We start from the raw sequence: 11,827 nt of genomic DNA, 5'->3' as shown, positions 1-11,827 counted from the left end.
AAGGGCGTAGCGTTGGGGTGTGCCCCAAGATGGTTTTGCGTGCTATTTATTTAATAGCTGCTCGCGCATGACAGGCATGACAAAAAGCCCGAAAATGCTAAAATTCACCACTTTGGGCGCCGCTGTGCCCACCCCGGCCTGGGCGCGCGCCCGGTGGCCTCCCTCCTCCACGAACGCCGCCACGCATGTCTTCCGCCGCCCCACGCAGCCCCCTGATCGACATGCTCAAGGGACTGGCCTGCGCCACCATCGTCTGGCACCACTTAGCGTTCTATGGTCCCATGTCCGACGTGGCGATGGCGTGGTTCCCCGGCCTCATTGCCTGGCTCTACGACCATGGGCGCATGGCCGTGCAGCTGTTCCTGGTGCTGGGCGGCTACCTGGCGGCCGCCAGCCTGGCGCCGCAGGGGCTGGCGCGCTTCGAGAGCGCTTCGCAGCAGATCGCGCGGCGCTTTGTCCGCCTGGTGGTTCCCTATGCCGTGGCCTTGCTGCTGGCCGTGCTGGTGGCGGCATTGGTGCGGCCCTGGTTCGACCATCCCAGCGTGCCGGGCGAGCCCGATCTCGCGCAATTGCTGGCCAATGCCCTGCTGCTGCAGGATCTGGTGGGCGAGGAGGCGCTGTCGGCCGGTGTCTGGTACGTGGCCATCGACTTCCAGCTTTTCGCGCTGGCCACGCTGCTGCTGGCAGGCGTGCGGGCCCTGCCGGGCCTGGCGCCGGGCCCGCGGGCCCGGCTGGCGCAGGCGTTGGTGGTGGTGGGCACGGCGGCCTCGCTGCTGTGGTTCAACCGCGAGCCGGGGCTGGACATGTGGGCCATCTACTTCTTCGGCGCCTATGGCCTGGGGATGATGGCTTTCTGGGCCGTGCACTCCGAACGCCCGGGCCCGTGGCTGGCGGCCATGGCATCGCTGGGAGGGGTGGCGCTGGCGCTGGATTTCCGGCTGCGCATCCTGGTGGCGCTGGTCAGTGCGCTGGGCCTGGTGTGGGCGCTGCGGCGTCCGCCGGGGCTGCCGGGCGGGCGCGGCGTGGCTGGGCTGCAGCGGCTGGGGCAGATGTCGTACTCGGTTTTCCTGGTGCACTTCCCGGTCTGCCTGCTGGCCAATGCGCTGATGCACCTGTACTGGCCCGAGGCCGTCGGGGCCAACGTGCTGGGCATGCTGGGGGCTTTCGTCCTGTCGTTGGCGGCGGGGCGGATGCTTTACCAGTGGGTGGAGCGCCCTGTGCCGACCTGGTGGCTGGCGCTGCGCTGGCAGGCCAGCCTGGTGGGGGCTGGCATCCTGGTGGCCCTGGCGGACGGCTGGTTCTGACGCGGCGCGCCAGGGCGGCCCCTAGAACCTGTTCACGATCAATACGCTCTTAGTGCAACGCGGGGGGCGTGCGGCCCTTGCGGCGCGAGTCGATGAACCACGCCAGGAAGGGCAGCAGCAGCATCGAGCCCGGCACCACCCAGATGATCAGGTAAGGGCTCACTGACGAGGCCGAGCGCATGACTTGGCGCAGGTGCGCGCGCTCCTGCGCGCTCCACTGACCTTGGCGGCGTTGCCGCACCAGCCACACCACCGAGCCCTTCATCACGGCCATTTCGCTGCGCAGGCGGTTTTTCTCGCGGCTGTTGCCGGCGAGGAACGAGCAGAACCACTCCGGCGCCTTCTCCATGCGCCGCTGGAAGGCGGTGGTGGAGCTGGGGTCGAAGGCGGGTGCGTCGCGCAGAGGATCGTGGTGCAGGGGAGTGGACATGGAGGCTTATTCTCGCTCCAAGTGGTTTTTTCTGCACAGGAACGATTGCACGTTTCAGCGGTGGAATTCGCCGGCGCTCTCGGGCTGGTAGACGATTTCCTTGACCTTGACGGTCATGGCCTTGCCACCCGGGCCGGGCCAGGCCAGTTCGTCGCCGACCGACAGGCCCAGCAGGGCGCTGCCCACGGGCGCGAAGATCGACAGGCGGTCGGCGCTGCCGTCCAGGTCGCGCGGGTACACCAGCGTGAGGCAGAAGTCCTTGCCGGTTTCCGCGATGGTGAACTGGACGGTGGAGTTCATCGTTACCACGTTGGGGGGAATTTCTTCGGGCGCCACCACATCGGCGCGGTCCAGCTCTGCCTGCAGGTCCGCCTTGCCAGGAAAGACGCTGGCCGGGATGGCCGCCAGCAGGGCTTCGATACGGTCAAGGTCGAGCGACGACAGGATGATCTGGGGCTTGCGCGCCATGGGGTTACCTCCGTGGGTGGGTTGAGAAGGCGGGACTGTAGTCCATCGCGAATCCCGCACTGCCGCGCACGGGCACTTGGCGCGCAGGGGTATTCAGTGATATGTATATTTATACAGTATGCATGATCCATTTCCTTCCGACGATCCAGCGCCCGGCCCCGTGCCCGAGGTGCGGGTGCCGCTGCGGGCCATCCGGGGCCGGGGCGCCGCCACGGCGCTGGCGCACCGTTTCGCGCGGGACCAGCGCGAGGTCTTCGACGACGGCTGGGGGGAGGTGGGTGTGCCGGCCGATGCGCCCGCGCCCCAGGCCACCACCGTCCACTTCGAGACCGCGCGCAGCGCCCTGTGCGCCAACGACTCACCCGACGTCGGCTTTGAGTATTCGGTCAACCCCTACCGGGGCTGTGAGCATGGCTGCATCTATTGCTATGCCCGGCCTACGCACAGCTACCTCAACCTGTCGCCGGGGCTGGATTTCGAGACGCAGATCATCGCCAAGCACAACGTCGCCGAACTGCTGCGGCGGGAACTGGCCCGGCCGGGCCATGCCGTGCGCGGGCTGTGCATCGGCTCGGCGACGGATTGTTACCAGCCCGTGGAGCGCGAGCTGCGGCTCACGCGCGCCGTGATCGAGGTGCTGCGCGATGCGAGGCACCCGTTCTACCTCATCACCAAGTCCAGCGGCGTGGAGCGCGACCTGGACCTGCTGGCGCCGCTGGCGGCGCGCCGGCTCGCGGCGGCGTATGTCACCATCACCACGCTGGACCCGGTGCTGGCGCGCCGTCTGGAGCCCCGCGCGGCGGCGCCGCATCGGCGGCTGCGCACCATCCGCGCGCTGGCCGAGGCGGGCGTGCCGGTGGGGGTGAGCGTGGCGCCGCAAATTCCCTTCATCAACGAGGACATGGAGCAGGTGCTGGAAGCGGCCGCCGATGCGGGCGCGCGCAGTGCCTTCTACACCGTGCTGCGCCTGCCCTGGGAGCTGGACCCGCTGTTCCGCGAGTGGCTGGCGCTGCACTACCCCCAGCGCGCGCAGCGGGTGATGGCGCGGGTGCAGGACCTGCACGGCATTGGCGGCGCGCAGCGCGCGGCCGGCCGCAGCTACGACAGCCACTTCGCCACGCGCATGCGTGGCAGTGGTCTGTGGGCCGACCTGTTGCGCCAGCGTTTCGCGGCGGCCTGTCGGCGCCTTGGGCTGGACCGGGAGCGCCAGGCGCTGGACGCATCGCAGTACCGCCCTGCGCTCGCGCGGGGCCAGGGTTGCCTGTTCTGATGCTGCAAGAAAAAACCCGCCGGTTCGCGGCGGGTTTTTCGGGGCAGGGCGGCGCCAGGGCGCCGCTGTATCAGTTGCCCAGCGGCTTGACGTCGCGGCGCACGGAGCCCGTGAACAGCTGGCGCGGACGGCCGATCTTGTACTCGGGGTCGCTGATCATTTCGTTGAGCTGGGCGATCCAGCCCACGGTGCGGGCCAGGGCGAAGATGCCGGTGAACAGGTTCACCGGGATGCCGATGGCGCGCTGCACGATGCCGGAGTAGAAGTCCACGTTCGGGTAGAGCTTGCGCTGCACGAAGTAGTCGTCTTCCAGGGCGATCTTTTCCAGTTCCTTGGCCAGCTTGAACAGCGGATCGTTTTCCAGGCCCAGCTCGGCCAGCACTTCGTTGCAGGTTTCCTGCATGAGCTTGGCGCGGGGGTCGTAGTTCTTGTACACGCGGTGACCGAAGCCCATCAGCTTGACGCCGGAGTTCTTGTCCTTGACCTTTTCCATGAACTCGCCGACCTTGGACACGCCGCCCATGGCCTGGATTTCTTCCAGCATGTTCAGGCAGGCCTCGTTGGCGCCGCCGTGGGCAGGGCCCCACAGGCAGGCCACGCCAGCGGAGATGGCGGCGAACGGGTTGGTACCCGAGGAGCCGCACAGGCGCACGGTGGAGGTGGATGCGTTCTGCTCGTGGTCGGCGTGCAGGATGAAGATGCGGTCCATGGCGCGCTCGATGACCGGATTCACCTTGTAGTCTTCGCAGGGCGTGCCGAACATCATGCGCAGGAAGTTGCCTGCGTAGGACAGGTCGTTGCGGGGGTACATGTAGGGCTCGCCCTTGCCGTACTTGTAGGCCATGGCCACCAGCGTGGGCATCTTGGCGATCAGGCGGATCGCGGCGATGTCGCGGTGCTGCGGGTTGTTGATGTCGGTGCTGTCGTGGTAGAAGGCCGACATGGCGCCCACCAGGCCGGTCAGCACGGCCATGGGGTGTGCGTCGCGGCGGAAACCACGCAGGAAGAACTGCATCTGCTCGTTCACCATGGTGTGCTGCAGCACGCGCTTGTGGAAGTCGGCGCGCTCGGCGGTGTTGGGCAGTTCGCCCTTCAGCAGCAGGTAGCAGGTGTCGAGGTAGTCGCAGTGGGTGGCCAGCTGCTCGATGGGGTAGCCGCGGTATAGCAGCTCGCCCTTGTCGCCATCGATGTAGGTGATGGCGGACTGGCACGAGGCCGTGGACAGGAACCCCGGGTCGTAGGTGAACATGCCGGTCTGTGCGTACAGCTTGCGGATGTCGATCACGTCAGGGCCGATGCTGCCCTGGTAGACCGGCATTTCCACGCTGGGGCTGCCGTTACTGAACGACAGGGTGGCTTTGTTGTCAGCTAGCTTCATTGTTGCGTCCTTGTTGAGGTTTCCGATGATCCGGTCTGGTTAATCCACTGTGACGGTTCAGGTGTGCGCCGCATGCGCGCCACTCTGTCTGAGCATGCCGAGTACTTCGCATACCGGCGGGGTGTTCAATGCGCCTTCCGGTTCGCGCCTGCGCAGCAGGAGGTCCAGCAGGTCGTTGTCCGAAAGGTCCATCAGCGCCGTGAGTCCCTCGGCATGGCGCCGGGTCAGTCCGGACTCGAAACGGGTGAAGAACCGCTCGATGAACAGATCGTTCTCCAGCAGGCCGCGCCGGCAGCGCCAGTGCAGCTTGCTGAGCTCGCGTGTATCCAGCAGCGGCGATGCCGCTGGCTGGTCGTTGGTCGAGGTTTCACCCATGGCGGTCTTGCTGCGGACGGGTCAGATGGCGCGGCGCACCATCAGTTCCTTGATCTTGCCGATCGCGCGCGTGGGGTTCAGGCCCTTGGGGCAGACGTCCACGCAGTTCATGATCGTGTGGCAACGGAACAGACGGTAGGGGTCTTCCAGGTTGTCCAGGCGCTCGGCCGTGGCCTGGTCGCGGCTGTCGGCCAGGAAGCGGTAGGCTTGCAGCAGGCCGGCGGGGCCGACGAACTTGTCGGGGTTCCACCAGAAGCTGGGGCAGCTCGTGGAGCAGCTCGCGCACAGGATGCACTCGTACAGGCCGTCGAGTTCCTCGCGCTCTTCGGGCGACTGCAGGCGCTCGCGTTCGGGCGGGATGCTGTCGTTGATGAGGTAGGGCTTGATCGAGTTGTACTGCTTGAAGAACAGCGTCATGTCCACGATCAGGTCGCGGATCACGGGCAGGCCGGGCAACGGCTTGAGCACGATCGTGCCCGGCAGCGTGTTCATGTTGGTCAGGCAGGCCAGACCATTCTTGCCGTTGATGTTCATCGCGTCGGAGCCGCAGACGCCTTCGCGGCACGAGCGGCGGAACGACAGCGTGGGGTCCTTTTCCTTGAGCTTGAGCAGCGCGTCCAGCAACATGCGCTCGTGGCCGTCGAGTTCGATCTCGACGGTCTGCATGTAGGGCTTGGCGTCCTTGTCCGGGTCGTAGCGGTAGATTTGGAATGTGCGTTTTTGCATGGCGATTCTCTCGTGGGGCAAAACCTGATCAGAACGTCCGGACCTTCGGGGGGACGCTGTCCACCGTCAGGGGCTTGAGGTTGACTGGCTTGTAGGTCAGGCTGTTGCTTTCCTTGTGCCACAGGGTGTGCTTGAGCCATTCCTTGTCGTTGCGGCCCAGCGGGGTTTCGGCGTCGTCGGCGGGCTTTTCGTAGTCGTAGACCGTGTGGGCGCCACGGCATTCCGTGCGCGCGGCGGCCGACACCATGGTGGCTTGCGCGGCTTCGATCAGGTTGTCCACTTCCAGCGCCTCGATACGGGCGGTGTTGAACACCTTGGACTTGTCCTGCAGGGTGATCTCGGCCACGCGCTCGCGCAGGGCGGCGATCTTCGTGACGCCTTCGTCCATGCCGGCCTGGGTGCGGAACACGCCAGCGTGCTGCTGCATGGCCGCGCGGATGTCGCCGGCGAGGGTCTGCGCGTAGATGCCGCTGGTGGATTTCTCCAGCTGGTTGAGGCGCTCAAGCGTGCGGTCGGCGGCGTCCTTGGGCAGGGGCTTGTGTTCCTTCTGCTTGCTGTTGAACTCCACGATGTGGCGGCCAGCGGCCTTGCCGAACACCAGCAGGTCGAGCAGCGAGTTCGTGCCCAGACGGTTGGCGCCGTGCACGCTCACGCAGGCGCATTCACCCACGGCGTACAGGCCATTGACGACGCGGTTGGCCGTGCCGTCGTGCGTGACGACCTGGCCATGGATGTTGGTCGGAATGCCGCCCATCTGGTAGTGGATGGTGGGCACCACGGGGATCGGCTCCTTGGTAATGTCCACGTTGGCGAAGTTGACGCCGATCTCGTACACCGAGGGCAGGCGCTTGTGGATGGTGTCCGCGCCCAGGTGGTCGAGCTTGAGCAGCACGTAGTCCTTGTTGGGGCCGCAGCCGCGACCTTCCTTGATTTCCTGGTCCATGGAGCGCGAGACGAAGTCGCGCGGCGCCAGGTCCTTCAGCGTGGGCGCATAGCGCTCCATGAAGCGTTCACCATTGCTGTTGAGCAGGATGGCGCCCTCGCCACGGCAGCCTTCGGTCAGCAGCACGCCCGCGCCGGCCACGCCCGTGGGGTGGAACTGCCAGAACTCCATGTCCTGCAGCGGGATGCCTGCGCGTGCAGCCATGCCCAGGCCGTCGCCGGTGTTGATGAAGGCGTTGGTCGAGGCGGCGAAGATGCGGCCCGCGCCGCCCGTGGCGAACAGCACGGTCTTGGCTTCCAGGATGTACAGGTCGCCGGTTTCCATTTCCAGGGCGGTCACGCCGACCACGTCGCCGTCAGCGTCGCGGATCAGGTCCAGGGCCATCCACTCGACGAAGAAGTTCGTCTTGGCCTTCACGTTCTGCTGGTACAGCGTGTGCAGCATGGCGTGGCCAGTACGGTCGGCCGCGGCGCAGGCGCGCTGCACGGGCTTCTCGCCGTAGTTGGCGGTGTGGCCGCCGAAGGGGCGCTGGTAGATGGTGCCGTCGGGGTTGCGGTCGAACGGCATGCCGAAGTGTTCCAGCTCGTACACCACGTTGGGTGCCTCGCGGCACATGAACTCGATGGCGTCCTGGTCGCCCAGCCAGTCGGAGCCCTTGATGGTGTCGTAGAAGTGGTAGTGCCAGTTGTCCTCGGACATGTTGCCCAGCGAGGCGCTCACGCCGCCCTGCGCGGCCACGGTGTGCGAGCGGGTGGGGAACACCTTGGACAGCGAGGCCACGTTCAGGCCGGCGCGGGAGAGTTCGAGGGCGGCGCGCATGCCGGAGCCGCCGGCGCCGATGATGACGACGTCGAACTTGCGCTTGGTGATGTTGGCGTTGGTGTAGCTCATGGGTTTAGCCTTTGTTCTCAGTATTTGGCGCGGGGATCACAGACGCCACAGAACCTGGAAGCCCCAGCCTGCGCAGCCGACGAGCCAGACGATGGTGAGGACCTGCAGGACGAGGCGCAGTCCCACGGGCTTGATGTAGTCCATCCAGATGTTGCGCATGCCGACCCAGGCGTGGTACGCCAGCGCGATGATCACGGAGAAGGTCAGGAACTTCATCCACTGGCTGGCGAAGATGCCGGCCCACAGCGTGTAGCCGAGCGGGCCCTTGCTGAAGATGACCTGCAGCAGCAGGGCCAGCGTGAACAGGACCATGATGGCGGCGGTGACGCGCTGGCTCAGCCAGTCGCGCAGGCCGTAATGGGCACCGACAACGGTGCGCTTGTATCCGTAGGTGGACATGTTTGTTTCCTCTCAATCGTCGGGCGATGCCGCCAGGAGCGGCGCCACGGGGTTTTTGTCAGTACAGGCCGAAGAGCTTGGCACCCAGCACCACGGTCAGGCTCAGGCTGACGGCCAGGGTGAATTTGGCGGAAGTCCGGCCGAACTGCTTGGTCACGGCGTCGTGGCTGATGTCCATCCAGAGATGGCGGATGCCGGCGATCATGTGGTGCAGGTAGCCCCAGATGATGCCCAGCACGACCAGCTTGAGTAACCAACCGGGTACGAAGCCAAGGCCCGTTTCGAACGCGGCCTTGAAGCGGCCGAACGAGATTTCGGAGGACACGGAAGTGTCGAAGAGCCAGAGCACCAGGGGCAGCAGCAGGAAGAGCACGGCGCCACTGGCGCGGTGCAGGATCGAGACCCATGCGGCAGCCGTCATGCGGTAGGTCGTCAGGTCCTTGAAGGCGTTGATGTTGCGGAATTCAGGCCTTTTTTTGGCTAGCTGGGTCATGGCAAGTGCTTTCGTGGATGTAACTGCTTTGTAATTTTGTGCGCGATGGAACGCAAAATTCTATTGCAATGCAGCAAGGTGGCGTTTGATACAGGTGGTATTTTGTGTTTTTTCCGCCATCGTGGCCAACTGCAAGGCGCATGTCAGCTCAGTTCGTTGTGGTAGTGGTGCGTGTCGGTGCGGTAGAGGCCGCGCCGTAACTCCATCGGAACATCGTTGTACGTGTAAGCGATGCGCTCGACGCTCAACAGCGGGGTGGTCGTGGCCACCTGCAGCAGGTGGGCCTGCTCTTCGTCGGGCAGCACGGCGCGGATCTTCTCGTCGGCGCGGACCATGCGCACGCCGAAATCAAGCTCCAGCATGGCGTAGGTCGGCCCGGGGTAGTTGGCCATTTGCGAGGCTGTCAGGCCCTTGAAGGCCTGGCCTGGAAGCCAGATGTCCTCCAGGATGGTGGGGATGCCGCTGAAGGACAGGATGCGGCGTGCCTGGACCATCGGGTCGCCCGTGCGCAGCCCCAGCGCGCGCGCCACCTCGGCGCTGGCGCGCACACGCTTGCAATCGATGATGCGGCGCTGGGCGGGGCCTTCCACGCTGGCGTCGCCGCTGTCGGGCATGAGCTTGAGGAAGCGGTACTGTACATGGCGCTCGGCGTGGGTGGCCACGAAGGTGCCCTTGCCTTGGCGGCGCACCACCAGGTTCTCGGCCGCCAATTCGTCGATGGCCTTGCGCACGGTGCCCTGGCTCACGCGAAAGCGCGACGCCAGCTCCATCTCGCTGGGGATGGTTTCGCCCGGTTTCCATTCGCCGGCCTGCAGGCTTTGCAGGATCAGGCCCTTGATCTGCTGGTACAGCGGGCTGAAGGCGGGCGCGGGCAGGCCCGCCGTGGCCTGCAGCGTGTCAGGGGAATCGGAGGCTGAGAGCGGTTGTGACGACATGGTGCATTGGTGGGTGCGCGGCGCCCGTGGCGTGGAGCGACACCGGTGGTGCAGGAGGCTTGATCATATCTTATATAAGACATAAGACAAATTGACGCACTGCGGAAATCGGCGGTAAAATCGGCCGCTGTTCGCGGGGCACGTGTTGCTGGTAACAGGCGCAAGTGGCAACCGCTCACACTCACCTGTTTCCTTCACTTCCTGGAGTTCTCACCATGAGCAAAAAGCCCGTCCGCGTGGCCGTCACCGGCGCCGCAGGTCAAATTGGCTACGCCCTTCTGTTCCGCATCGCCTCCGGCGAAATGCTGGGCAAAGACCAGCCCGTCATCCTGCAACTGCTCGAAATCCCGGACGAAAAGGCCCAGAACGCGCTCAAGGGCGTGATCATGGAACTCGAAGACTGCGCCTTCCCGCTGCTGGCCGGCATCGAAGCCCACAGCGACCCCATGACCGCCTTCAAGGACACCGACTACGCCCTGCTGGTCGGTGCCCGTCCCCGTGGCCCCGGCATGGAGCGCGCCGACCTGCTGGCCGCCAACGCCCAGATCTTCACTGCCCAGGGCAAGGCCCTGAACGCCGTGGCTTCGCGCAATGTGCGCGTGCTGGTGGTCGGCAACCCCGCCAACACCAACGCCTACATCGCCATGAAGTCGGCCCCCGACCTGCCGGCCAAGAACTTCACCGCCATGCTGCGCCTGGACCACAACCGCGCCGCCTCGCAGATCGCCACCAAGATCGGCTGCGCCGTCGGCGACATCGAGAAGCTGGCCGTGTGGGGCAACCACTCGCCCACCATGTACGCCGACTACCGTTTCGCCACCGTGAACGGCAAGTCCGTCAAGGACACCATCAACGACCAGGTCTGGAACGCAGAAGTGTTCCTGCCCACCGTGGGCAAGCGCGGCGCCGCCATCATCGCCGCCCGTGGTCTGTCGTCGGCTGCCTCGGCCGCCAACGCCGCCATTGACCATATGCGCGACTGGGCCCTGGGCACCAACGGCAAGTGGGTCACCATGGGCATTCCTTCCAACGGCGAATACGGCATCCCCAAGGACGTCATGTTCGGCTACCCCGTCACCTGCGAAGGCGGCGAGTACAAGATCGTCGAAGGCCTGCCAATCGATGCCTTCTCGCAAGAGTGCATCAACAAGACCCTGGCCGAGCTGCAGGGCGAGCAGGACGGCGTCAAGCACCTGCTGTAAGCAGTTGCCATGACGACAACGCATCCGCGCGACATCCTGCTGGGTGCACAGGCTGCGGCGGGCGTGCTGCCGGTCTGTGACCACTACAGCGGCGCGCCCGCGCGGATGCGCAAGAGTCTGCAGCTGCAGGCCGAGATGGCGCAAGAGTTCGGCGCCTGCGTCTTCGACGTGACGCTGGACTGCGAGGACGGCGCCCCCGTGGGCGCCGAGGCCGAGCACGCGGCGCTCGTCGCGCAACTCGCCTGCGAGGCCGCGCCCGGTACCCGGGTCGCGGCGCGCGTGCATCCGGTGGACCACCCCGCGTTCGCGGGCGACATGGCCACCATCGCCGGCCAGGCTGGCCACCGGCTGTGCCACATCATGGTTCCCAAGGTCGAGTCGGTGGACGATGTCCTGCTGGCCGAGCGCGCGCTGGAGCGCGCTGGCGCCGCGCATCTGCCGCTGCACGTCCTGATCGAATCCCCGGGCGCGGTGCACCGCGCCTTCGACATCGCCGCGCACCCGCGCGTGCAAAGCCTGAGCTTCGGGCTCATGGATTTCGTCTCGGCCCACGGCGGCGCCATTCCGGCCTCCGCCATGTCCTCGGCCGGGCAGTTCGCGCATCCGCTGGTGCTGCGCGCCAAGCTGGAGATCGCCTCCGCCTGCCATGCCCATGGCAAGGTGCCGTCGCATTGTGTTGTCACCGAGTTCAGCGACCCGGCCGCCCTGCAGGCCGCCGCCGGCCGCGCCGCGCGTGAGCTGGGCTACACGCGCATGTGGAGCATCCACCCGGCGCAGATCCGGCCCATCCTCGAAGCCCTGTCGCCCGCTCAGGATGAAGTGCTCAATGCTTCAAAAATAATAGCTGCTGCCGTAGTTGCGGACTGGGCTCCCATCAATTTCGAGGGCGTTCTCCACGACCGGGCCAGCTACCGTTACTTCTGGCAGGTGCTCGAACGGGCGCACCAGACCGGGCGGCCCTTGCCGGCTGTTGTACAACACTGGTTTGTGCCATCCCGTTCCTGAACCCATTC

13 protein-coding genes are annotated in these 11,827 nt (G+C 66.0%); 4 read left to right on the top strand and 9 right to left on the bottom strand.

Features of this window, described 5'->3' with window-relative positions; all coding sequences use genetic code 11:
- Positions 1-185: 185 nt before the first annotated feature.
- Entirely contained in the window at positions 186-1,304 is a 1,119-nt protein-coding gene (locus D8S75_RS12580; protein ID WP_119966696.1) for an acyltransferase family protein, read from the top strand.
- A gap of 49 nt (positions 1,305-1,353) precedes the next feature.
- Here the strand turns inward: D8S75_RS12580 and D8S75_RS12575 are convergent, their stop codons facing one another.
- Both D8S75_RS12575 and rnk read right to left on the bottom strand, forming a co-directional pair.
- Positions 1,354-1,734, bottom strand: coding sequence for a hypothetical protein (locus tag D8S75_RS12575; protein WP_119966695.1), 381 nt, complete (start codon positions 1,732-1,734; stop codon positions 1,354-1,356).
- A 54-nt stretch (positions 1,735-1,788) separates the two neighbouring features.
- Positions 1,789-2,202 (bottom strand): nucleoside diphosphate kinase regulator, encoded by a 414-nt coding sequence (gene rnk / locus D8S75_RS12570; RefSeq protein WP_119966694.1) that lies wholly within the window; start codon positions 2,200-2,202, stop codon positions 1,789-1,791.
- Positions 2,203-2,320: 118 nt separating this feature from the next.
- On the opposite strand from rnk, the gene D8S75_RS12565 reads away from it, so the two are divergent.
- Positions 2,321-3,472 carry a PA0069 family radical SAM protein gene (locus D8S75_RS12565; protein ID WP_232829040.1) on the top strand — a complete coding sequence of 384 codons (1,152 nt, stop codon included), beginning with the start codon at positions 2,321-2,323 and terminating at the stop codon, positions 3,470-3,472.
- Positions 3,473-3,542: 70 nt separating this feature from the next.
- Here the strand turns inward: D8S75_RS12565 and D8S75_RS12560 are convergent, their stop codons facing one another.
- The 7 genes from D8S75_RS12560 to D8S75_RS12530 form a co-directional block, all read right to left on the bottom strand.
- The gene (locus tag D8S75_RS12560; RefSeq protein WP_119966693.1) at positions 3,543-4,850 is read right to left on the bottom strand and encodes a citrate synthase; all 1,308 of its coding nucleotides are present in this window, start codon (positions 4,848-4,850) and stop codon (positions 3,543-3,545) included.
- A 57-nt stretch (positions 4,851-4,907) separates the two neighbouring features.
- Positions 4,908-5,225, bottom strand: coding sequence for an FAD assembly factor SdhE (locus D8S75_RS12555; protein WP_119966692.1), 318 nt, complete (start codon positions 5,223-5,225; stop codon positions 4,908-4,910).
- 21 nt (positions 5,226-5,246) lie between these two features.
- Positions 5,247-5,951 (bottom strand): succinate dehydrogenase iron-sulfur subunit, encoded by a 705-nt coding sequence (locus D8S75_RS12550; RefSeq protein ID WP_119966691.1) that lies wholly within the window; start codon positions 5,949-5,951, stop codon positions 5,247-5,249.
- Between the two features lie 28 nt (positions 5,952-5,979).
- On the bottom strand, positions 5,980-7,785 hold the full coding sequence (gene sdhA, locus D8S75_RS12545) for a succinate dehydrogenase flavoprotein subunit (protein WP_119966690.1): 1,806 nt from the start codon (positions 7,783-7,785) through the stop codon (positions 5,980-5,982).
- Between the two features lie 36 nt (positions 7,786-7,821).
- A complete protein-coding gene (gene sdhD / locus D8S75_RS12540) occupies positions 7,822-8,184 on the bottom strand; it encodes a succinate dehydrogenase, hydrophobic membrane anchor protein (RefSeq protein WP_119966689.1) in 363 nt (120 codons plus the stop codon).
- A 58-nt stretch (positions 8,185-8,242) separates the two neighbouring features.
- Positions 8,243-8,677 carry a succinate dehydrogenase, cytochrome b556 subunit gene (gene sdhC, locus D8S75_RS12535; RefSeq protein ID WP_119966688.1) on the bottom strand — a complete coding sequence of 145 codons (435 nt, stop codon included), beginning with the start codon at positions 8,675-8,677 and terminating at the stop codon, positions 8,243-8,245.
- Positions 8,678-8,820: 143 nt separating this feature from the next.
- A complete protein-coding gene (locus D8S75_RS12530) occupies positions 8,821-9,612 on the bottom strand; it encodes a GntR family transcriptional regulator (protein ID WP_119966687.1) in 792 nt (263 codons plus the stop codon).
- 215 nt (positions 9,613-9,827) lie between these two features.
- On the opposite strand from D8S75_RS12530, the gene D8S75_RS12525 reads away from it, so the two are divergent.
- The gene (locus D8S75_RS12525) at positions 9,828-10,814 is read left to right on the top strand and encodes a malate dehydrogenase (RefSeq protein ID WP_119966686.1); all 987 of its coding nucleotides are present in this window, start codon (positions 9,828-9,830) and stop codon (positions 10,812-10,814) included.
- A gap of 9 nt (positions 10,815-10,823) precedes the next feature.
- The gene (locus tag D8S75_RS12520; protein WP_119966685.1) at positions 10,824-11,819 is read left to right on the top strand and encodes an HpcH/HpaI aldolase/citrate lyase family protein; all 996 of its coding nucleotides are present in this window, start codon (positions 10,824-10,826) and stop codon (positions 11,817-11,819) included.
- Positions 11,820-11,827: the final 8 nt, after the last annotated feature.

This window comes from Simplicispira lacusdiani, from assembly GCF_003604195.1.
GTDB classification, from domain to species: domain Bacteria; phylum Pseudomonadota; class Gammaproteobacteria; order Burkholderiales; family Burkholderiaceae_C; genus Simplicispira; species Simplicispira lacusdiani.
This window is presented reverse-complemented; position numbering and strand designations above follow the sequence as displayed.